Raw genomic sequence first — 22,437 nt, forward strand, 5'->3', positions numbered from 1 at the left:
CAAAAGTGTTTGTTTCCCTCATTCCCGAGTTCCCCACTGTGTCTTGGCAAGCAAAGCAAAATACTTATTCTACATTTCGTATTTATTTCAGTGTATATTTACAAATTTAATAACGTTTTTGCAACCATGAAATAAATTACTAATCCTGTTCCGTCAACAAATGTTGTAATAAATGGACCAGAAACGACTGCAGGATCTAATTTTAATTTTCTCAGAATCAAAGGTAAAACAGCTGCAACAAGAGAGGCCCAAATAACAATAAATAATAAAGTGATTGCTACAACTTGTGCAACTTCTGTTCCAACTCCTAACATATAAGCACGAGTGAGCCCAGCTACCCCAAGTGCAAGTCCGAGAAGCATGCCAATTGCAAATTCCTTTTTCATTACACGGAAAATGTCTTTAAATTTCACCTCTCCAATACCGATTGCACGAGTAATTGTTGCTACAACCTGTGTTCCTGTATTTCCTCCAGTACCTACTAATAACGGTACAAAGAAAGCTAAGGCAACTACTGTTTCAATTTCGTCTTCAAAATACTTTAGTACTGTACCTGTATATGCTTCAGCAACAAAAAGAAGCAATAACCATGGTAGACGTTTGAAGAAAATGCTCCAAATACTAGATTCAAAGTAAGATTGATTTAACGGTTCACTTCCGCCTAACTTTTGGATATCTTCTGTAGCTTCTGCTTCCATAACATTCATTACGTCATCAAATGTTATAATACCAATCATTTCATTATTTGCTGTTGTTACGGGTAATGCTGCTAAATTATAATTCAGTAGCTTTTTTACAACTTCTTGCTGATCAACTTCAGCGTGTACTGAAATTACCTCTTGAATCATGATAGTAGATAATATTTCTTCATCTGCTGCTAGTAATAACTCATGTATGGAAACGATTCCCTTAAGATAACCATGACTATCAAGAACATAGATATAAGATATTGATTCTACATTTTCAGAATGCTCCCTAATGTACTTCAATGTCATTTTTACTGACCAATTCCCTCTAACTGCAACAAAATCACTTGTGACAAGACTTCCTGCCGTTTCAGGTTTGAAAGCCATTAATTTTTTTACATTATGTTTTGTAATTTTATTTAAATACGCCATTAATTTAGCTTGTTTTTCCGGATGAACCGCTAGAAGTAGATCTACTGTTTCATCAATCGGTTGTAAATCTAGTAACTTTTTAGCTTTGTTTTCAGATAAGTGAATTAAGATATTATATTTTTCTTCTGTACTCAAATGTTGAAGAATTTTTGAGCTTTTTAATACAGGAATCTTATCTAGTAATATGACTTGATCTTCAATTGAAAACCGTTTTACTTCTTGCGCAACATCATACGACGGATGACGTAAAACTGTCTCTGCATCCAAATTTTTTTGGGTTACAAGTAATTCATTTAATAATTTCTTCATGTTAACTCCTCCTTATATTGCTAAGGGAGACTCTAGAGTTTCATGAGTGGTTTTGTGTTATTTTATCTGTCTAAAATTTTTATTAGAGCATTAATAGTTACATTGCAATCAATTTATTATTTAGAACTACCTCCTTTTTGAATATAGACAAGATAAAAATAAATAACATTAAACAAAAAAACCTTTACTCAAAAAGGAGTAAAGGTTTTTTACAATACAAATAAATGATTATTAAGACAGCTCTGCAAAAATCCCAGAGGTGCCTTTCTATCAAATCGTATACCACTCCCTCGTTGAGTTTTAGCACTGTATAGCATAGGTTTTTATAACCAGCTACATTAAAAAGGGCCTTAATCCGACCGTTCCTGTTGACCCATTGGCGTCTCTCGACATTTTTGGGCAGCAGCGTTTCTCTATACAGGAGCCTCACCTAACAAAGATTATTGAATTACTTCAAAATTTAAACCAGAATTTAATATTTGTCAACTAACTTTCGATTAGATTCATAATAAATTCTTTTTAGAGAAATGTAATTCGATTCTATTGTAAATTTAAAATTCAACTTAAAAGATATAAAATTTATATACAATTAGTTCGAAGAAACGTTATAAAATATATGAAATTTCGTATAGGAAACTTATTGTTTATGATTAATTTGTAACTTTATAGCAGGAGTTGAATTATTAGTCATACCGTACTTCAAAAGAACATTCTTCAAAAATCTTATTTTATGATTAAAATCTTCTTTACTGTTTATCAAATTTATATGGTTAAACTACTTAATCAAATTATAGACTACAGGCCGAAAATAAGTATCTATACGAGATGATTAAATACATTTTCTTGCATTATTTCTCAAAATCCATAAAACAATAAAGAATATAAAATTAGCAATAGGCTTACTTGACAAGCAAAAAAAAAGTATTTATGCTGGCTACACGAAACAAATACATAAAATTTATATTGCTAAACCTGTTAGGTGAGGCTCCTATACAAACACAGGCTATTGCCCAAAAATGTCGAAAGACGCCAATGGGTAGAACAGGAATTGTCGGATTAAGGCTCTTCTTAAGATAGCTAAGTAATCAATTTCCATTACTTTACGTTGTATAGTGCCAAAGCTCTACTAGGGGGAGGAAAGCTTTATTTAGTCATGCCAATTTAAATCCCCCCTAGTATGTAACTAGGGGGGATTTTTGCGTAAGAAAACAGGGTGTAAGCTATAGAATCTTTCAAAACAAAAATACTATTTAGTAGTTGATGAGAACAAGATTCTACTCATTAGCAAATGTGATATTAAGTGTTAATGTAAATCAGGAGGATATTAAAATGAAAAAAATATTAAAACTCGATTATCTATTGCTCCTCCCTCTATTCATAACATGTACTTTAGGTATTATCATGATGTATAGCGCGAGCTCCATTGTTGCTGTTCAACATTACGGTTATAACAGTAGGCATTTTGTTGATTCTCAATTAACAAAGCTATTTTTAGGAACAATAGGGTTAATAGTTTGTGCTATTCTCCCTTATGAAATATGGAAAAAACGAATAGTCTCTATCTGTATTATGGTTGGGGGAATTTTTTTATTAATTATGGTTTTGTGGAAAGGAAAAGTGGTAAATAATGCTCAATCATGGATCTTTGGAATACAGCCAGCTGAATTTCTTAAATTAGGAACAATACTTGTAACAGCCCGTTTTTTTGCATTACGACAAGAACAAGCTAAAAATATTTGGAGTGGTAGCGGAAAACTTTTATTTTTTTTAGCTGCAATTTTTTTCCTAATCTATAAACAGCCAAACTTAGGATCTGCACTTTTAATATTAGGTATAGGTTTTAGCATATTTCTTTGCTCTGGAATAAATGTAAATCTATTAATTAAAAGAATTATAATCGGTTCTATTTTTTGGTTACCTTTTTTATACTTTTTAATTCAATTTAGCTTGTCAGAAGTTCAAAAGACACGTATTACTACAATTCTCAATCCTTTTGTTGATGCGCAAGGAAAAGGATATCAACTTGTAAATTCTTTTATTGCCATTGGCTCTGGAGGAATTACTGGACGTGGATTCGGAAATAGCATTCAAAAAACCGGCTATCTTCCAGAACCACATACTGATTTTATAATGGCAATAGTTTCTGAAGAACTAGGGTTTATTGGTGTATTTATTGTATTGGCAGGGGTTTTGACTATCGTTCTTCGTTCCTTAAAAATTGCACAACTATGTGTAGATCCATTCGGAAGTTTTATAGCAATTGGTATAGGATGTATGATTGGTATGCAATCCATTGTAAATTTAGGTGGTATTACGGGACTATTTCCTCTTACTGGTACCCCATTTCCATTTGTTAGTTTTGGTGGAAGTTCTTTAATGGTCAATTTAATAGCAATAGGAATATTGCTTAATATTTCAATTTTCAATAAAATTAAGTTTAATAATTATAATATATAATTCTATTTTTTAGAGATTATAAAATTTAACCTCATTGAGCAATCTATGTTCAAATAATTTCTAATTAGGTTTTTAACTGTATGAATATTAATTTTAATACCAAAAAAGGCAGGAGCTTTTGGTGAAAACTTATTAAATAATTGTTTAATCGATGTATGTGTCTTTTCATTATATGTATTATTCATCTCAATCACATACCCTTCACCTAAAATGATTAGAAATATATTGACTTGTTATTTTTCTTATATTGAATTTAATTGGACCACTTTTGTATTGTCGTATCGCCTATAAAAAAAGAAAACTTAATTAAGTTTTCTTTTTTCATGTTATTCCAAATCTGATTAGTTTTCATAAAGTATCTTATGTTTCCGCTGGAACGGATAAGTTTTAATTTCATCTGTATCTAAATTTTCATGAAATAAATGAATAGCTATAATTTGTCTACAATCATAGGTATGGTAATAATATGTACCAGACTCCATACACATTGCGCTTGTATAAATGGTATTATCTAATGTACCTTCTTCCGTTATTACTCCACCTTTTGGAACCTCACAATTTGATAAGATATGAAAAATGGCCGATATGCCCTCTTCTTCGTTATCTATACCTTGAATATTTTGTTTGCCATACGCTGCCCGAACAAACCTTGATGGTGGGGTGAAATCCCCAGGGAGTCCCATCGAACCTGAACCTTGTCCAAAAGCACTTAATGGTACATCCCCCCATTGTGTTGGCGCATATGGCTGCGATTTAAGACCGATATATTGTCTTAAATTTTGTAAATGCCAGTTAAACTCAGGACTATTGGTCATTACCCCAAGAGGATTATCATATATTTTTAATCCTTCAGTTGTCGGCTCTAGTACAATACAATCTCCCCATTTATCCGCTAAAATCCAATGTAGCGGTGGAGTAACCCCTAAAACAGGTAATGGTACATCCAAAAAGGAAATACTATCTACAGAGTTCTTTAACTCTTCGACAGAATTGAATTGTGTGAGACTCCATGCCACAAAATCAAATGGAGCCAGATTCGTTTTATTTTCATCTATACTGTTACTATAACTTGCGAATCCTGGAAAATAGAGTGTTGCACATGTCATACCTGATTCATTTACTCCGTCCGCCAGGATGATCCTTCCTTGATGGTTAATCCCCATCCCTACAACAGCTTGTTTCGCCTCGATGGTTTCACCAGTTATATTGTTCCATTGATAACTTCGAGGAACTATTATTACTTCTTGATTGAAATCTAATGTAAAATCCATCGTTCTTGCAAAAAGATGCTGACCGCTTTTTGTCTGTAATGTCAAACTGGTACACATAAAGAACACCCCTTTATTTAGTTTATTTGAACAAAAACCATTTAATTTCTATCCTTAAGTTAATAGGCATGTATCGTGACCTTTATTAAAAAATATGGTTGCTAATTTTATTTCGATCTTCCTTGCACCCAAGCAGCAATATCATTTATAACATACTCAGGGATATTAGCAGGACTATAATATTCATCCGGTTTACTTAACTCCCCATCTCCTTCTGTAAAGAAGTGATTTAACTTTGGATATAGTCGATAATCAACGTTATCTCGCTCTTTTAATTGTTCTTTCCAAAGAGGAATCTCGATTTTTGATTGAACTTGATAGTCTCTTTCTCCTTGAATAATAAGAAGCGGTGTCTTTTGTTCTTTTGACATTTCTGCTGCTTTAATTTTACGAATAGAATCCCAAAATACTGCTGATCCTAAATAAAAATCTTTTGGAGGATTCTGACTAGAGAAATTGGGATCATTTAATAATTCAAATTGCGATTTGTAAAATTTATATTCATCCGATTTCATTGCTCCAATAGAAAAAAGATACTCGAATTGATCTAAAACAACATCTTGGATTGTACGGGCTGGTCCTCCCATCACAATTGCTCCAGCTATATTGTGATTTTGGTCTTTTTCAATCATTTTCGGAAGCATCAGTCCACCTTGACTATGACCAAGAATATAAATTTGATTCTTATTTATCATAGGTTCATTTTGAAGAAAATGAGTCACAAGAAGAGCATCATCTGTTGTCTCTTTATCAACTGTATAAAAAGGACTGTATTGTGTTTTCAATCCATGTTCATAAGTTCGTTTATTATAGCGAAGGACAGCAATTCCTTTCGAGGCAAGACCTTCAGCTAAATCGCGAAATGGTTTTAAAGCAAACGCTGTTTCATCCTGATCGGTTGCTCCAGATCCTTGCACAAGAATAACCGCTGGGAAAGGACCCTTACCTTTTGGAACAGACAATGTTCCTGGTAATGGAAATGCACCACTTCCAACTACTACTTCTTTATCAACAAATGATTCAGGCTTACTATATGATGGACGCTCTGCAACAGGACTAAACGACATGCTGAGTTGAAAATCGTCTATTTTTCCAGATGGATCTAGTTTAATTAGTAAAGGTACAGTAAATTGTTCAAAAACTAATTTAACTTCTACATTCGCATGCACGGAATTTGTCTCTTTTTGTATTACCTCTCCAATTCCTAGAAAAGAACCTGCTTGTAATTGCAATGGGAGTCCCTCCCAATAGCCCTTCAGCCATTCTTCCGATATTATTTTCTGTAATGACCTTGAGGTTAAATCAAATGCAGATTTATAATCTTCACTATTCATATGGCGAATAAATGAAAGAGTAGTAGATATAATAGGATTTTCATCATCAATATTGTCTACTTTTTTTATATTTGTGTTTGTTTCCTTTAATGTCGGAATAAATTGATGGTTAAACGGATTATTATATGTATTGGGATATACACTTGTTTTCAATACATCCATATTCCGTTCCTCATACAGACTTGAAGCAATCGCGAAATTTTTAGGTAAAGTTACTTCCTCCGCATATGAAACTGAAGGAATCGTTATTGTACAAATTGCACTGACAAGTAATAACTTATTACCTATTCTTTTTTTCTTGCCCATATTTATTGATTCTCCCTTCAAAATTTAAAATTTTTAATACAGTATGCCAAATACTATAAGGGAAATAAAAATTATCAAAGAGATTAATAATCTACTTTACGATTCCCCCTAACAAATTAAAAAACTATTATAAACAAACTTCAATAAAAAATGCCTTCCCCCTCTTTTTATAACTCGATTTTTTGATTAGATGGATGTTATCTAAAACAGAATTATTTATTGCATGTGCTTCGTGCTGATTAACTCAAAAGTCGATCGTCAGCAGACAATCGACTATAGATTCTTATAATTATTGTGTTCGCTAAATGAGAATTTAACGAACACTTGGTAAATGCAAGGTAGACTCCCCTACTATTGTTGTACAAGGACATGAATCTCCAAACTATTTAGACAAGAAAGTCTAAACTAAGATTTTATAGATTTACAGAACTCACCCCATTTAATCTTGTGTAAGATGCTCCCATTCTTACCTAATGACCTATACCATCATTCGTATTAATTCGTTAATATAAATGTAATGATTTGGATAGGTTATGAGAGTTACATTATCTTGAAGGAAAACTTTTCCCCCAACATTTCATATATGATTCAAAAGGTCTATGTATTTTTGAAGTCCTTCAAAATGTTATCTCGAACCTTTCGATACATTGATTTTTATAGAAATATAACTACTTCAAAAGGCGTACTTTTTGGGACAATGAAATAAGCCTAAAGAAATAAAAATTCTAATCATAAAGGTTAGTTAATACTAATTTGTTTTTGACAGAAGTTTTGATAACGTATTTAAACAATATATACGATACCAATCTTGGGACATTTCGTAACTATCAAAAAGCTAAACGACAACATAATTTTCTCAATAAGTAATTTTTTGATTTTAATATAAATTTTTTACAATTAGTGTTATACCTATATTAAGGGGAGCTTTTCAGTTAATTAGGGAGAAAAATTATAAAAATGATATGGGAGGAACAAAAAAATGTCATTGAAAAAGAAATTAGGTGTTGGAGTGGTTTCAGCCGCTCTTGGCTTATCTTTAATTGGTGGGGGAACATATGCATATTTTAGCGATCAAGCTGTAACAAATAATACATTTGCTGCAGGTACATTAGATTTAGCTATGCAACCAACTACTTCACTTAACTTAGGAAATTTGAAACCCGGGGACAAAATATTAAAGAAATTCAATTTAACAAATAGTGGTACATTAGATATTAAAGATATCATGATGAAAATTGATTATACTGTAAACGATTTAAAACAAAATAATAATACAGAGGATTTCGGCAAATATATTAAAGTACAATTTCTTTGGGATTGGGATCCAGCAAAAAGCCCTGTACACGAAACAACTCTTGCAGAACTAAAATCACAAAGTCCAGAAATTGCCTCCAAAAAAGTATTTCATCCTAAGTGGGCTGAAACAGGGGGATTAAAGTCTGGGAAAATGGATTGGTTTTGGATGAAGTTTATATTTGAAGACAACGGAATGGATCAAAACGTGTTCCAGGGGGATAGTATTGCACTAAAAATGGAGTTCCAAGCCAATCAAACAGAGGGACAAGAAAGATAATTTTACGAACATATTGTTGGTAAAAAGTAAAACTGATTACTACACATCTATACCAAAAGTCATTGATATTAGTATTTGCGCATGATATCAATGGCTTTTATAAAATTAACATTTTGTATTTTTTTATGCTATTTTCAAGGTATACGGTTGTTTGAACGTTGTATTTTGTGTTGAGCTAGAAAAACAAAAAGAACTTGTAGGAATCACTACAAGTTCTTTTTTAGAGTCATACTATCAGTATGTCCAAGTTTAGGAGATTACTTGCAAGAGCTGCACCAGAACCAAATCATTTAACACCAACAGCATCAAATGCTTTGGTTACAGAGGTAACCTCAGCTGATTGTGTTCCATATAAATCTGCGGCTGACTGTACAAGGGCTTGTCTTGTCTGAGAGAATGTTGCCGATTCTGTGAGATATTGAGTATTTGCGCGATAAAAGATTTTACCCATTTTATCTTTACCAATACCGTTCACAGTTACTCCATAATGAGTACCACCCTCTGCAACAAGATACGCTGCTTTATTGATAATCCCACTATTTGTGTGTACTAATTTGCTTTGATTCGTTCCTGTATAACGTTTAGAATAATGGTCTGGATCACCGTATTGTGTTGGATCACTCATAGAACGAAGGGCTTGTCCCGATTGGAAGAATAAATCTTCTCCAATTAGATAATCGGGATTAGAGTTATTATAATATTCGATTAATGTTCCAAAAATATCTGACATTGATTCATTAAGTGCGCCAGATTCATTTTGATAAATTAAGTTGGATGATGATTCTGTTACTGCATGTGTTAGTTCATGACCAACAGCATCAATTGCGGCTGTAAATGAACGTGTTGATCCATCTCCATCTCCATAAACCATTTGTTTTAGGTCTGGATCCCAAAATGCGTTTTCATACTGTTTTCCAAAATGAACAGATGAAACAATTTTGGCCCCATTTCCGTCATAGGAATCTTTTCCCTGAACGTTTTTATAATAATCATATACAATTCCGGCATAAGTATGAGCATCCACAGCTGCCTGTGCATTTTTGCTTGTAAAACTGTTAGTGCTATTACTTAAAAGGACACCTGGGAGAAACGAAGTGTCATCATCACTTCCTTGATTTTGTGCATCATACGTATAAATTCCCTTTCCACGGGTCTGATCTACTAAATAATAAGTATTATTAGATTGTAAGAGATTCAAATTTTTTGTATTTCCAAATGAATCTTTTCCTGTTCCCGTTGTTGTTGTCCCAATAATATTTTTTGGGGTGCTTGCTGCATGTAAAACTTCAATATGATCTAAGATTTTTCCAGTCTCTGCTTCGACAAAATAATCATGGTTACCTGGTTGTGGAGATAAAAATCCTAAATGAACATGATATGCATAGGATACTGTGTCATTTTTTGCATATACTACAAGTTCAGATGTCGGTTTCACATCATAGTTTGGTTTAAAACTTAGTTCTTTTTCAGCAATAGACACTGCCTCATCAGCAGAGACTTTTTGATTTGGTTGTTGTAATTTTTTATCTAAATCAGGAATTACGGTTCCAGAAAAAACAGTTAATACTCCCTTATTATCAACATGTGCAACTTGTGTAGATCCCCATACTGGAACACCGCTATATGTTTGTTGTAATCGAACAACTTTTGCACCTAACTTGTCATCTTCTTGTTTCTTTACAGTGAATGATTCTTTAGCACTTTTTGTACCTAGTTTATATTTGTCCTTATTTTCATCAACATATCGAAATACTACATCCTCAGTTTTTGTTGAAGATGGTGTAGTCAGCTGTCCAGAAATAAACTCTGGAGACTTGATGACCTCATTATACTTCTCTGTAGACAGCACATTACTTGATGTAGCGGCATAGCTAGGTGTTGGTAAACTAATTGATGTAGCAATAACACCAGCCGACAATAAAACTGCTAGACTTTGTTTCTTTGTTTTCATATTTTCTTCTCCCTTGTTTTTACATCCTGTTCTAGACAGAATATTTATATTTTTTGAAAATTATATTTTTATATATAGATTCTGTAAAGGTAGGGGATTGTAATAAATGGGAAATAATTCATATTTTTTATACCTGTTTACTTATAATTTGGATTGTACAGGACCTTAAAGTGCTGAGTTTTCTAGGTTTTCATAATCACTATGCAATTTTGCATAGTGTATAAATTTTAATCGGGAATCGTTGCCCATCCTCCGAAAAAGGGGTCACCATACATGCCCATCAAGTTAAAATTTATAAGAATAACCCCTTACCACTTCAAAAGTAAGGGGTTATTCTATTGCTGTTGTATAGTATAAATAAAGTTATTTTTTTTGTTTTATTTTAGAAATTCCAAATCCAATAGTAATGCCAATCACCATCCCCAGAGCAAGGTTATTAATAAGCAACCCGAAAGTTGTCCCCAAACACATTCCTATAGAAATTTCAATTACCGTTTTTTCATGACTTTGTATATTTTTATCCAAAAAGGTAAACCTCCCTTCATCAGAAGTATGAATGTTAAATGAATGCCATATTGATAATGTCGTGAAGATAAATAAACACAATATTTTAATTATATAATAGTATTTTATCATTTTGAATGTATACTTTTATTTCTATTTTGAGGATACCAGGAGAATTAGAATAAAGTTAGTGTTTTTAGGTGTGTGAAAGTAAACTAATGGCTAAAAGTTTACATCCGAATTTTGAGATAAATTTATATTAAGGGGTACGTAAAAAAAAACCTATTAAGGGGACAATTATACAACGTATAGACTTAAGATAATCTTGCCGATTATCGAATTGTTTTAAAAACCTCTAATTACCTGTAGGGTCCTTATAATTAATTGGATCACCTTCAGAATATGCATATGCATTTATGCCACCCTTATCAAAAGGACTGAAGCTATCAGGTGAATGAAAACGCATCAAGACCGGATTATACGTACGGTATCCATTTCCTAAAAGATAGTGTCCAGTTACTTGCTCTAACTGTTCTCCTGCAAATCCAAGTGCTTTTTGTACTTCTAAATTATCTACTTCTGGTTTACTAAAAGGAAATCCCTTTTGTGTTTCGGATGAATTTGTCATTTTTGATTTACCACCTTTTATAAAAACTACTCATATCACCATTATTTAATTGGGATGTTACTTAGTATTATAAATTGTATAGCTATTATTCAATGTTGATAAAATAAACGTTTTTGTTACTCGCCCTCTAAATCAACAGGTACTTTAAGCGTAAGTGGTTCACTACTATATTCTCTATTACCACGAGTAACTTGATATGAAACCTGAACCGTTTGCCCCATATTAGCTGCTATAACTTGTGGAGGTATTGTAAATTCAAGTGAAAATTCGTTGTTAATCTCATCTTTATGTAAATTATGTTCGAGTTCATAACCATCCCAATAAAGTTGAATTGTATCTCCAGCTTTCATGTTTGTATAGGCAGGTATCGTAACTTGAACTCCTTCTCTTGCATCTTCCATATCAATCATGTCAATATCCAAAGGTTTTAATTCTTTTTCAGAATCATTTGATTTATTAGTAACCATCCTTATCTCTCCCCTTTAATTTAATAATTACTACGTACCACGATATTACTTCTGTTTTGTGTAAGCTTATACCTTTTTATCGTCTAGTAGATGGTAAGACAAGTTCTTTTTGAGATAAATGAAATAATACAGCTGATTTGTATCAATTTGCTATTTTCATACATTTGTAAAACTCGTTTTCACTACATGAACATTAAACATGTTTTAAAAGTTGTACCTTTTGAAACACTTCACAGACGTATAAAGAATTATTTTATCTTTAGATGTATAAAAATAAAAACTATTCGAAAAGTTACACTTTATCAATACAAGTTTTTTTCCTCCTATATTAAAATGAAAATAACCTTTCAAAGTATCGTAACTCCTTTCGTAAATCATGGAAGGAGTTTTTCTATTCATAAAGGTATAATAAAAAGAAAATATTTTAAATAAATCCACATATTTTCACATGACAGGAAAATACTAATACTTGTTTTAATACTTTAAGTCCAAAGTATTAAAACAGGATTACTAACTGCGATACTAGGAGGACGTTACTATGAATATTCGTGAAGGATTAATTCCGACTACATTAGGTACAGCAGTTACAGCTGCGGGTTATGCCTTGAAGCAAACTCGTGGATCTAATAAGATGATTGCAAATACAGTATTTGGATTTGGCTTAGCTCACGTTGTTTTAGGTGTAATTGATCTTGTAGAACATCGTCGTTAGAAGAAAAGGCAAGCACATTTTGATGCTTGCCTTTTTAATATCGTCAGTATGTATTATTTTTGTTTATAGATTTCTCGAGCTCTTTATTTATAGTGTTTTGAAAGTAAACTTGTGAATATTAGTTTACCTTCGGTTTTTATTAGAAAAACAAAGAGAACTTGTAGGAATCTCTACAAGTTCTCTTTGAGATAATGTAACTACAAGGGCAAAACAAATCATCTTAACAGAAATGACAGGGTAAACTATTTAGAAACTACTTTGACAAATTTATTATATAACAAATATTTCCTTTTAAAGAAAATATTTGTAGAAATTATGTGAATTTTTCAATAAATGAAAATAATATGTTGTCCCCTATAAGAGGTCACCATATCATTTCGGGAAAATTGTACGTTCAGACACGATTCGGACCATTTCACGTAAAGCTGTAGCCAAGCTGTTTTGTCTTGAATAAGAACCTAGTTTCCCCATAATAAGGGCTGCTGAAACTGTTCATTCCCTTATAAAATGAGCTAATCGCAAAAAATCCTCATAATTTTCTTTAATAACCTTTGTATTTATTTGTCCACGTAAAATGACTTCTAATTTTGGATACTCACTTGCTTTATCTATTGTAAATAATTTCGAGTCCGATAAATCTCTTATTCTTGGGGCAAATTTAAATCCTAATAAATGGGTCAATCCGAAAATTTGATCTGTGTAACCAGCTGTGTCTGTATAATGTTCCTCTATGTTTAGATTCGTCATGGTGAAATAAACCATCTAGAATATGAATTGCATCCTTTGAATTAGTATGAAGAATCTTTGTGTAGTAGGTATGGGGTGGAATTTTAATACGGAAAAGTTCTGAGCAACCCTCACCTATACGTTTAATGAATACAAAGTTGTGAAGGGTATTCACATATACAAAAAGACAATTTCACAGGATATTGTCTATAAGATATAGTTAATTCATAACAAAGGAAGGAGGGGAAATATGGAACAAAAACTTTCGCGCTCCGTCTCAGTTATTGGTACGAGCACTCTTCCCCAGAGGTATTTTGATGATCCTATGTATGAAGGACTTTCCATCTTGGCCTAGAGACAGGATAGCTGCTATGAAACGCAAAGTAATTAGATATTTTGGAGAAATTCCAGGAGAATTCCAATATTTGTTACCAAAAACCATTGTTTTTGTAATTTATCTTGTAACTATAAGGCTTGTTGATAACGCAGTTTTTAGGGTTTACCATAAAATATTACCAAAAGTCTTACCAAATACCTTTACCATAATGCTGTATTTATTTATCATACTTACTTTACGGATTAGAATAAGAACTATAATTCTGGATTTATTTTCAGAGCGTGCCTCTGATATATTGCAAAATAACATACTCACAGAACGGAGCTAACCATTATGAGCGAAAATCAAAAAGGATTACCCATCAAAAACGACGAAAAAGGACACGTTATGACAGCCGACAATGCCCCAATGGCATCAGTCCGTATCGCTGGCGAGCCCGATGATAAGAACATCAACCGATACGAACTCGAATCGGCCCGTCGAGCACTGCGCCTCATCAAGGGCAACCTTGGTTATAATCGGTTGCATGCTCTTGTGAGCGAGCAGATCGCGGAGGGAAATGCCCTTTTCCGTGACCACGTGAAGCGCTCCGACGGCAAGCAGGCAACAGGCATTATCACGCTCGAAGCCACCGGACTCACCGCAGCCAACTTCTCCGCCTGGATGAACCGCGCATTCGCAAGAGAGGACGTCCTCATTGCCGCCCATCCCGAGCACTACCTGATCATGTCCGGCCCGAATGGTCCGCACATCGTCGAGACACTCGGAGACCATGTCGTTGGCTTCTACATGGGCAGTTGGGACAAGAGCGAAGTGCCTGCCGGTGGCACCGACAGCATCGGCAAACGCCACTCTCTCCTCACTCTCGACGATGACGGGACAGTGTTCGGTTCTATTTCCACAATGTTTAGCGAAGCCGGCGGCGGCATGACTGTAGAGCTATCCGTTACCCTACCTGCGACGAGTGCGCCTGATGCCATCGACCAGCACCTCCAGCATTTCTCAGTCGAGTTCCGCAACTGGATGCTCTTGGCGGCCGCTGAGATCCGTGAAGGTAGCTTAACTGTTGATGGCCAACAAAACTAAAAGCTGGACTAATGGAATGGACGCCCTCTTTCCCGCCGTGAAATAATCCATGTGCACTTGAGTCTCTCATACAATGGTGATGATTCAATAGGGATCGCAATGATTGATTGAAGAAATTACATGAACGGCAAATCATTCGCAACCAGAACATACAGCTAGGATATGTGACCACAGGGCTTGGAAGCCAACAAGCTTCCAAGCCCCCATTATATCTTGCTCTATTTTTCGCCATGCAGAGTTTACACCGAACTTAGGTCACATCAATGTGAGTTTATGGGTTCATTGAAACTTATTAATTCAGAAACAAATATCGGGATGATGGGATTTGTGTTATCTCTTTTAAATGCTAATACGAAATCCAAATCGCTATCGATTCCTTCTATGCGCAACACCTTAATATCATAGGTTTCATCGGGACGATTTATGTTGTGTGTAGAATGTAGAAAGGCGATGCCTTTTCCTGAACCAACTAAAAGTAATGCTTTTTCTGCATCATTAACGTAATAGGAAGCATTTGGCGAAAATCCATTTTTCATACAAAGACTGGTAGCGTAATCTACGGTAAATGGAGATATTTTACGTTCAAGCATTACAAAATTCTCATTCGCTAATTCTTTCATATTAATAGAGTCGTACTTTGACAATCTATGGCTCTGAGGAACTGCTATTTGCATTTCATTCTCTTGGAGTTTTATACATTCTATATTCGGAATAGAGGCAACGGATGTATGTAATGCAAATACCACGTCGCATTTGTTAATTAAAAGATGGTGTCTTAATTCCGGAGGGTTGCCTCGTGAAAGAGAAAAATCAATGCGCGGATATTTTTTTGTTACAGTTTTCAGTGTATGATGCATGAGCTTGGTATTAAGGAACCCTTGATATCCTATGTTCAGCAATCCTATTACGTTGCCATCACCTTCTTCCTGCTTCACAATTTCTCGAATATTATCACATTTTCGTATAATTTCCGTTGCTTCATGCAAAAGGAGATTCCCTTGTTTTGTTAAAGTTAGCGAGTGCCTGCCACGCGTGAAAAGTCGTACCCCTAACTCTTCTTCCAGGTCCTGTATTTGTCGACTTAAAGTTGGTTGTGTTACATATAGGTGCTCGGATGCTTTCGTAAAACTTGAATATTCTGCCACAGAAATAAAATATCTCAGACTCAGTAAATTCATACGTGACAACCTCTCCATATTTTTTGCTCACCCTTAACAGGCGGCTTAGTTTGTAGAGCCTGTCGGGTAGGACAGATTTATATATATATCGGCAATCTTTACAGTAACAGCTGCTTTCCTCAGATATATCCCGTTCCCAATAGAATAGGTAGCTGTTTTTATATCAGAATTCAGAAGGGCTAACTGAAATAAAGGGACAGTATCTGTTTTTAAAATTCAGTGTCCTTTTTTCTTCGAGGATTACTTTTTTAAACCAGCTGCAAAGAAGGGACCATTAACCGTAATGGTCGTTAGAATACGAGCCATTTCTTGAGGAGATTCTTTCCTGCCACTTTCCAACCATTGTTGAATTACCCCTATTATTGCAGTTCCCATATAAGAAGCTAAATATTGTCCTGGAACAAGGAGATTTTCTTCCTTTACAAATGCAGTTGGATTATTTCCATAGAGTGTTTCCCACATAAATTCCTTCAGTCTTGTTTGAAATGATAAATCACCTTTTGGACCTAACACAGCTTTCATAAATCCACTATTTATATTTAAATACTCAAATAACGAAACTGTAAAGGAAAATGGTATCAAAGTCTGAGAGTCAGTTTCAAGTGCGGCAATAACACTTGAGTAGTTTTGTTTTGTAATTCTGGCCATATCAAGCATAATTTCCTCCTCACATTTAGCCATTAAATCAAATTTGTCTTGATAGTGCGCATAAAATGTGCCTCGATTAACTTTCGCCCTAGTTGCAATGTCTTTAACCGTAATTGCTTCGAACCCTTTTTCATTTATTAATTCTACTAGTGCGTGTCGAATTGATTCTTTTGTCCGAATGACACGTAAATCAGCATTAATATTACGCAAGTAAATTCCTCCTTAATTTTATCCAACACAATTATTAAATGTGTTCCATAACCAACACATTTACCATTTTTAATTATTGAACAGAACTTATTCTAATTTTATAATTTGAAATGTGATACACAACAGGTTGTTCATTAATTATTATAACTTAACATCTAGGAGGGGATACAGACAACATAACGAAAATATTCGCTAAGAAAATTCGATTTCAAATAAGCACAGTTTTTCACCCAAAGTTTGGGATACTACTTATAAAATTAAAGAAGCTTATGGGCTCCAGCAGTCAATTTCTAAATGAGAGGAAGTAATGTAAAATGAATAAATTCTTGGGTCGCCCTGATCTGAAACCGACACATCCAAATGACACTAAACTAGGTTTGAACAAAATAGTCATGACTACTGCGCATTATGGAAATCAAGAGATGATAATGGAGAAGGACGTCCCCATCAAAATGCGAGATGGGGTCACAATATACGTCAATGTTTTCCGTCCGAATAAACCAGGGAAGTTTCCGGTGGTAATGAGCATGGATCCATATAATAAAGATGGCTTACCCCCCTATGATACTTTTCGTCAATTCTGGCCGACGGTAGGTACTATCGTTACATCCCTTTTTGCCCCATTTGAGTCACCTGATCCCGGTTTTTGGGTTCCAAACGATTATATATTGATTAAAATCGCAACGCGGGGGAGTTCAAATTCGGAAGGTGACCTCTATCCTTGGACGAAAACGGAAACTCAAGATTATTATGAAGTCATCGAATGGGCCGGCGTTCAGGAGTGGAGCGATGGCAATGTGGGACTAAACGGTGTGTCATATCTGGCCATGACTCAATGGCGGGTGGCCGCTATGAATCCGCCTCATCTGAAGGCGATCATCCCGTGGGAAGGGACTTCTGATCTGTACCGGGAATGGTACTTTCACGGCGGAATACCGGAAACAGTTTTCTCAGCTGATTTCGAGAAGTTGCAACATACCCGGTGGCCAAATAACAACATAGAAGAAATGGTAGCGGCGCAAACAGAACATCCGTTACTCGATGAGCACTGGGAGGAAAGACAGGTTATTCTGTCCGATATCAAGGTACCCATGTTTGTTTGCGCTAGCTGGTCCACCCAAGGGTTGCATAACCGTGGTACCTTTGAAGGCTTTAAACAGGCTTCATCCAAAGACAAGTGGCTGCTGGTTCATGGCCGCAAGGAATGGGAAACTTACTATTTGCGTGAATCGCTGGAACAGCAGAAGGAATTCTTCGATTATTTCCTGAAAGGTATTGAGAATGATTGGATGGATACACCTCGGGTACGCTACGAGGTCAGAGAGAAATTCTATAAGGGACACATTCGCACCGCGAATGAGTGGCCGATAGCTCAAACAAGATATTCCAAACAATATCTGAATGGCGAAGAAATGTCCCTGCAGCAGGCTCCCGTTCAGAACGAAACCAGACTTACCTATAATGCCGAACCTGGTCAGACAGAAAACAGTGATTTAAGATTTAAATTTACTGCTGACGAGGACATGGAGCTCACCGGTAATATGAAGCTCAAGCTCTGGGTCTCCGCCGACGACACTGATGATATGGATATTTTTGTCGGCATTAAGAAGTACGACAGACGCGGCAATGAAGTGTTCCTGCCCGACTTTAACCATATTGAAAATGGTCAAGTAGCCAATGGATGGCTGAGGGTTTCCCATAGAGAGCTGGATACTGAGAAATCTACTCCTTATCAGCCGGTACTTAAGCATAAGAGATTATTGAAGCTTAATAAAGACGAAATTGTGCCGGTAGAAATTGAAATATTGCCTTCAAGCATTCTTCTGAAATCTGGAGAAAGTCTGGTGCTGGTCATAAAAGGCAGCGAGATTATTATTAAAGATAACCCATCAGGGGATACAAGACGTTATGGGCACACGAAAACAGTGAACAAAGGAACTCATTCGATTTATGCCGGTGGGAAGTATGATTCATTCCTTTTGGTACCGGTGATTCCTAAGAAAGATTAGTGAAATATTCCCTGATGGTACGTTTTTCTTATGGTTGCCAATGCGATTTATGGTACAAGGTCTACGAGAGTTGTTCTTTTTTATGAAAGAATTGTCTTGGAATCCTTCAGTATTTACCTTTGTTTGGATGAAGCAGTTAGCATGTTAGTCGTACTTGCTTCTGCATTAAAACTTAATTCAATAAAAGGAAAAAACAAACCGAAAAATTAGCCGCATAACAATAAACAAGCCGTTTCCTGAAGGAAAACGGCTTGTTTTATTTAAGTTTGTAAAATAACGTACTTAAGCTAAATGGTTGCCATAATTGAATAAGCAAACAAATAAAAGGGGCTAACGGTCCTTTTTGAATATATTGCTAAACCTATTTTCCATGTTGAGAAACTGTCTTGAAAATCGGCTTAGAGTTGTAAAGCCACAATTTCCTGATGGTACCCCATCCCCCATCGCCATCAACTTGAAAAATTAATTGTTCCCCAAAATAAAAAAAATGAGCTGAATTCTCGAAAATAACTGTAAAAAGATAAAATTTTCGTTATGGGGGCGTCTCAAAACCTTAGCTTGATGGGCATGGGGTCACAACACCATTTTGGGAAAATTGTACGTTTAGACATATTTTTGACACATTTTAATTAGTTCACTGTTCACCTTGTTTTGTTAAATACATTAAACCACCTCCCGATATTCGAGAGATGGTTCATTTTTATTTATTCACAATTCTGTTATAGGAAGTAATGGTTAACACGTAGTAAACAAAATAGATCACACCATACGTTGTCATAGCGTAAATAAATGAAATGATATCTTGCTGTATGTCCATGCTATATTCTAAAGATAATGACATTGTTAACATGCCTGCATTTAGTATCCCAATAATTAACGGAAGGAGAAATACAAATAATGTTTGTTTTGCTATCGTAGTTCGTACTTCTTTTCTATTTACACCGATTTTTCGTAAAATTTCATAACGATTTTTATCTGAATGTGCTTCTGTTAGCTGTTTGAAGTAAATAACACTTCCTGTTGCCACTAGTAAAACTAACGCTAAAGAGCTAACTACAAAGATTTTCATTCCTGTAAGTGCCTTTATTTTTTTATATTCTTGGTAGAACGTACGCATCTGAGTATCTTCTCCAGCTAATTTCATTAATATATCAGATGTTTCTTTTGTTGTTTTTTCATCCTCTACTTTATAAGCTTTATATGTGATTGGATTGACTTGTTTTGCAACACTGTCAAACATCGCGTCATCAACGACAATGTATAGAGGTTCGGGACCGGATGTTAGTCCTACAAATTTTTTTTCTAACTTATTAAGCTTTACAGAATGATTCCCCACAGGTAATGGAATGTTTACTTGGTGATTCATGAAATCAGAGGCTGGTTGACTAATGAATTGTTTAAATGCGATAGCCTGCTCACCAGATAGGTTTGGTATATCCCCTAATTTTAGAACTTTGTTCATTTTATGAAATCCATTTTCTGAGATCAAGTTAACGGAAAGGTCATCTTTATCTTGGAATGGTGCTGAAGTATTCCCTTTCACTTGAATAATCGGGATATCTAATTGCGCTGTAATAGGATGATCTTTGTCTTTTGAAATCACACGTTTCATTTGATTGTCATACGCTTCGTCTTTTGAAAGATGAATATAGCTAAAAGGAGCTGTTTCATGAGCATCTTTTTCAGTAATCGAGTATTCAGAGAAACTTGCCTGAAGATATGGCAGCGCTGCTGTAATTAGCAATGCGATAACTGTAAGCATAAGGGCATTTCCTTTTACACGGTACAACAAGTGAGATGTTCCAATGATGTTAATCCCTTTATAGTAGTTCGGTTTATTTTTTTGTGCACGCTTTAGCAAATACACAGTTAAAGAACGAAATAATAAATATGTTCCAATAACAACAAGAGGCATAGAAAGCATTGCTGCCCCGTTAAACATAAGCCAATAACTACTTACCAGTAAAATGATCGAAACTAAGGCAGAAACGATAGATGCTTTCGGTACTTTCTCCCCTTTTTTATCTGCTTGGAATAATTCAATTAATTTAAAGCGATATATTAAAAGATACGATTGAAGAGATGTAAAAATTGTAATGACCGTAAATGTAATAGTAGTAGTCATAATTGCTTCCATAGGAATACTAAAACCTACATCGACCGGAGCACCTACGAGTTTAAGGAGCAACATGATAAACAATCTGGATAATATGATGCCTAATACGAGCCCGCATATTAAAGTGATAGCTCCGATAATTACATTTTCAAAAAACAGCATTCTTGCGATGATTTTTTTTCTCACGCCGAGTAGAGAGTACAGACCTACTTCTTTTTTACGTTTTTTCGTGAAGAATGCATTAGAATATCCAATGAAAACTGCTACAAATCCTATTAAAACGAAAGAGGTTTGTGACATTGTATCTTCCATATTATTAACGGCGTTTTTAATCTCTGGTGTATACAATAGCGAGTTGAAAGTGTAACAAATTACAACGCTCACCACCATGGAGAAAAAGTAGAGAAGGTAATTATTTAAATTCCCTTTAATATTTTTTTTCGCTAAACTAAATAACGTCACTTGTACCACCTCCAAGAATGGACAATACATCTAATATCTTCTTGAAGAATTCTTTACGGGAAGAATCGCCCTTTACGAGTTCGGTGAATAGAGTGCCATCTTTAATAAAGAGCACACGTTTACAATAGCTAGCTGCAAATGCATCATGTGTTACCATTAAGATGGTGGCTTTATCTTCTAGGCTTAAGTCTTGCAAGCTCTCCAATAAGTCTGCTGCCGATTTTGAATCGAGTGCGCCGGTCGGCTCGTCTGCTAATATTAAGCTTGGTTTCGATACCATCGCGCGAGAAGCAGCTGTACGCTGTTTCTGCCCACCTGAGATTTGATACGGGTATTTATCTAAAATGGAACGAATACCAAAACGCTCCGAAATCTCGTTGACTCTGTTTTCTATTTCTTCTACATTCATTTTTGCGAGTGCAAGTGGCAGCAAAATATTATCCTTCACTGTTAACGTATCTAACAAATTGTAATCTTGAAAAATGAAACCGAGTTTATCCCGTCTGAATGCGGATAGTTGTTCTTCTTTCATGTTTAGAATGCTTGTCCCGTCAATCAAAATCTCACCGGACGTCGGCTGATCTATAGTCGCCAAAATATTTAAGAGCGTGGATTTACCAGCACCTGACGGCCCCATAATTCCAACAAATTCACCTTTGTGAACAGTTAGATCAATATCATGTAATGCAGTAAATATATTTCCTCTTGCTCCATACATTTTTTTGATTTTTTTTGCGTCTACTATTGATCTCATATATAATTCCTCCATTAAAGAAGTTATTTTCTTCTTACAGGCTTTATTCTATATCATGTAACCCTTCAATAACCTTACAGTTGTTTAGGCTAACCTTACAGTTTTGTCACCTTAAAATAAATGTCCCTTATTTCGTTATTTTTTCCACTATAATATGATATAGACGATTATGCTGGCATAGTTTGTCCTATGATGCGAATTTGGGTATTCTAGAACCGTATGAG

The 22,437-nt window shown here is 34.9% G+C and carries 17 protein-coding genes, 2 pseudogenes and 2 riboswitches; of the genes and pseudogenes, 6 read left to right on the top strand and 13 right to left on the bottom strand.

Features of this window, described 5'->3' with window-relative positions:
* Positions 1-98: 98 nt before the first annotated feature.
* On the bottom strand, positions 99-1,427 hold the full coding sequence (gene mgtE, locus JFT89_RS11345) for a magnesium transporter (RefSeq protein ID WP_201039991.1): 1,329 nt from the start codon (positions 1,425-1,427) through the stop codon (positions 99-101).
* Positions 1,428-1,704: 277 nt separating this feature from the next.
* Positions 1,705-1,872, bottom strand: a riboswitch (M-box (ykoK) riboswitch).
* 519 nt (positions 1,873-2,391) lie between these two features.
* Positions 2,392-2,568: riboswitch (M-box (ykoK) riboswitch) on the top strand.
* 188 nt (positions 2,569-2,756) lie between these two features.
* Between mgtE and JFT89_RS11350 the strand changes: the two genes are divergently transcribed.
* Positions 2,757-3,884, top strand: a complete 1,128-nt coding sequence (locus JFT89_RS11350; RefSeq protein WP_002090536.1) for an FtsW/RodA/SpoVE family cell cycle protein — start codon at positions 2,757-2,759, stop codon at positions 3,882-3,884.
* A 104-nt stretch (positions 3,885-3,988) separates the two neighbouring features.
* Here JFT89_RS11350 and JFT89_RS30240 read toward each other — a convergent pair.
* From JFT89_RS30240 to JFT89_RS11360, 3 genes and pseudogenes are all read right to left on the bottom strand, one after another.
* Positions 3,989-4,069, bottom strand: a pseudogene (locus JFT89_RS30240) (serine hydrolase); the annotation flags it as partial.
* 156 nt (positions 4,070-4,225) lie between these two features.
* Complete coding sequence (locus tag JFT89_RS11355) at positions 4,226-5,212, bottom strand: choloylglycine hydrolase family protein (protein WP_002069031.1); 987 nt, start codon at positions 5,210-5,212, stop codon at positions 4,226-4,228.
* 107 nt (positions 5,213-5,319) lie between these two features.
* Complete coding sequence (locus tag JFT89_RS11360; protein WP_201039992.1) at positions 5,320-6,852, bottom strand: alpha/beta hydrolase; 1,533 nt, start codon at positions 6,850-6,852, stop codon at positions 5,320-5,322.
* Between the two features lie 979 nt (positions 6,853-7,831).
* Here JFT89_RS11360 and JFT89_RS11365 point away from each other — a divergent pair.
* Complete coding sequence (locus JFT89_RS11365) at positions 7,832-8,425, top strand: TasA family protein (protein ID WP_016093942.1); 594 nt, start codon at positions 7,832-7,834, stop codon at positions 8,423-8,425.
* Positions 8,426-8,711: 286 nt separating this feature from the next.
* Here the strand turns inward: JFT89_RS11365 and JFT89_RS11370 are convergent, their stop codons facing one another.
* The 4 genes from JFT89_RS11370 to JFT89_RS11385 all read right to left on the bottom strand — a co-directional run bounded on the left by JFT89_RS11370 (position 8,712) and on the right by JFT89_RS11385 (position 11,975).
* Entirely contained in the window at positions 8,712-10,376 is a 1,665-nt protein-coding gene (locus tag JFT89_RS11370) for a M4 family metallopeptidase (RefSeq protein WP_201039993.1), read from the bottom strand.
* Positions 10,377-10,739: 363 nt separating this feature from the next.
* Positions 10,740-10,901: a glycine zipper domain-containing protein gene (locus JFT89_RS11375; protein WP_201039994.1), complete on the bottom strand. Its 162-nt coding sequence runs from the start codon at positions 10,899-10,901 to the stop codon at positions 10,740-10,742.
* A 334-nt stretch (positions 10,902-11,235) separates the two neighbouring features.
* Complete coding sequence (locus JFT89_RS11380) at positions 11,236-11,508, bottom strand: RHS repeat-associated core domain-containing protein (protein WP_201039995.1); 273 nt, start codon at positions 11,506-11,508, stop codon at positions 11,236-11,238.
* Positions 11,509-11,624: 116 nt separating this feature from the next.
* On the bottom strand, positions 11,625-11,975 hold the full coding sequence (locus JFT89_RS11385; protein ID WP_201039996.1) for a hypothetical protein: 351 nt from the start codon (positions 11,973-11,975) through the stop codon (positions 11,625-11,627).
* Between the two features lie 538 nt (positions 11,976-12,513).
* Between JFT89_RS11385 and JFT89_RS11390 the strand changes: the two genes are divergently transcribed.
* Positions 12,514-12,687 (top strand): hypothetical protein, encoded by a 174-nt coding sequence (locus JFT89_RS11390; RefSeq protein ID WP_001025956.1) that lies wholly within the window; start codon positions 12,514-12,516, stop codon positions 12,685-12,687.
* A gap of 381 nt (positions 12,688-13,068) precedes the next feature.
* Here JFT89_RS11390 and JFT89_RS11395 read toward each other — a convergent pair.
* A pseudogene (locus JFT89_RS11395) lies at positions 13,069-13,504 on the bottom strand (Tn3 family transposase); the annotation flags it as partial.
* Between the two features lie 280 nt (positions 13,505-13,784).
* Here JFT89_RS11395 and JFT89_RS11400 point away from each other — a divergent pair.
* Complete coding sequence (locus JFT89_RS11400; RefSeq protein ID WP_201039997.1) at positions 13,785-14,078, top strand: hypothetical protein; 294 nt, start codon at positions 13,785-13,787, stop codon at positions 14,076-14,078.
* A gap of 5 nt (positions 14,079-14,083) precedes the next feature.
* Entirely contained in the window at positions 14,084-14,836 is a 753-nt protein-coding gene (locus JFT89_RS11405) for a hypothetical protein (RefSeq protein WP_201039998.1), read from the top strand.
* Positions 14,837-15,096: 260 nt separating this feature from the next.
* Here JFT89_RS11405 and JFT89_RS11410 read toward each other — a convergent pair whose 3' ends face one another.
* Complete coding sequence (locus tag JFT89_RS11410; RefSeq protein WP_201039999.1) at positions 15,097-16,014, bottom strand: LysR family transcriptional regulator; 918 nt, start codon at positions 16,012-16,014, stop codon at positions 15,097-15,099.
* A 240-nt stretch (positions 16,015-16,254) separates the two neighbouring features.
* Positions 16,255-16,872, bottom strand: a complete 618-nt coding sequence (locus JFT89_RS11415; protein ID WP_016097066.1) for a TetR/AcrR family transcriptional regulator — start codon at positions 16,870-16,872, stop codon at positions 16,255-16,257.
* A gap of 314 nt (positions 16,873-17,186) precedes the next feature.
* Between JFT89_RS11415 and JFT89_RS11420 the strand changes: the two genes are divergently transcribed.
* Positions 17,187-18,881, top strand: coding sequence for a CocE/NonD family hydrolase (locus JFT89_RS11420; RefSeq protein ID WP_201040000.1), 1,695 nt, complete (start codon positions 17,187-17,189; stop codon positions 18,879-18,881).
* Between the two features lie 700 nt (positions 18,882-19,581).
* On the opposite strand, the gene JFT89_RS11425 is transcribed toward JFT89_RS11420, so the two are convergent.
* Entirely contained in the window at positions 19,582-21,459 is a 1,878-nt protein-coding gene (locus JFT89_RS11425; RefSeq protein ID WP_201040001.1) for an ABC transporter permease, read from the bottom strand.
* On the bottom strand, positions 21,446-22,213 hold the full coding sequence (locus JFT89_RS11430; RefSeq protein WP_201040002.1) for an ABC transporter ATP-binding protein: 768 nt from the start codon (positions 22,211-22,213) through the stop codon (positions 21,446-21,448). The genes JFT89_RS11425 and JFT89_RS11430 overlap by 14 nt, the downstream gene beginning before the upstream one ends.
* Positions 22,214-22,437 lie beyond the last annotated feature (224 nt).

It is taken from the genome of Bacillus sp. TH25, from assembly GCF_016650935.1.
In the GTDB taxonomy this organism is placed as follows: domain Bacteria; phylum Bacillota; class Bacilli; order Bacillales; family Bacillaceae_G; genus Bacillus_A; species Bacillus_A mycoides.

Coding starts and splice junctions, on each gene's coding strand:
- mgtE (WP_201039991.1), bottom strand. CDS start 1,427: ATGAAGAAATTATTAAATGAATTACTTGTAACCCAAAAAAATTTGGAT.
- JFT89_RS11350 (WP_002090536.1), top strand. CDS start 2,757: ATGAAAAAAATATTAAAACTCGATTATCTATTGCTCCTCCCTCTATTC.
- JFT89_RS11355 (WP_002069031.1), bottom strand. CDS start 5,212: ATGTGTACCAGTTTGACATTACAGACAAAAAGCGGTCAGCATCTTTTT.
- JFT89_RS11360 (WP_201039992.1), bottom strand. CDS start 6,852: ATGGGCAAGAAAAAAAGAATAGGTAATAAGTTATTACTTGTCAGTGCA.
- JFT89_RS11365 (WP_016093942.1), top strand. CDS start 7,832: ATGTCATTGAAAAAGAAATTAGGTGTTGGAGTGGTTTCAGCCGCTCTT.
- JFT89_RS11370 (WP_201039993.1), bottom strand. CDS start 10,376: ATGAAAACAAAGAAACAAAGTCTAGCAGTTTTATTGTCGGCTGGTGTT.
- JFT89_RS11380 (WP_201039995.1), bottom strand. CDS start 11,508: ATGACAAATTCATCCGAAACACAAAAGGGATTTCCTTTTAGTAAACCA.
- JFT89_RS11385 (WP_201039996.1), bottom strand. CDS start 11,975: ATGGTTACTAATAAATCAAATGATTCTGAAAAAGAATTAAAACCTTTG.
- JFT89_RS11390 (WP_001025956.1), top strand. CDS start 12,514: ATGAATATTCGTGAAGGATTAATTCCGACTACATTAGGTACAGCAGTT.
- JFT89_RS11400 (WP_201039997.1), top strand. CDS start 13,785: ATGAAACGCAAAGTAATTAGATATTTTGGAGAAATTCCAGGAGAATTC.
- JFT89_RS11405 (WP_201039998.1), top strand. CDS start 14,084: ATGAGCGAAAATCAAAAAGGATTACCCATCAAAAACGACGAAAAAGGA.
- JFT89_RS11410 (WP_201039999.1), bottom strand. CDS start 16,014: ATGAATTTACTGAGTCTGAGATATTTTATTTCTGTGGCAGAATATTCA.
- JFT89_RS11420 (WP_201040000.1), top strand. CDS start 17,187: ATGAATAAATTCTTGGGTCGCCCTGATCTGAAACCGACACATCCAAAT.
- JFT89_RS11430 (WP_201040002.1), bottom strand. CDS start 22,213: ATGAGATCAATAGTAGACGCAAAAAAAATCAAAAAAATGTATGGAGCA.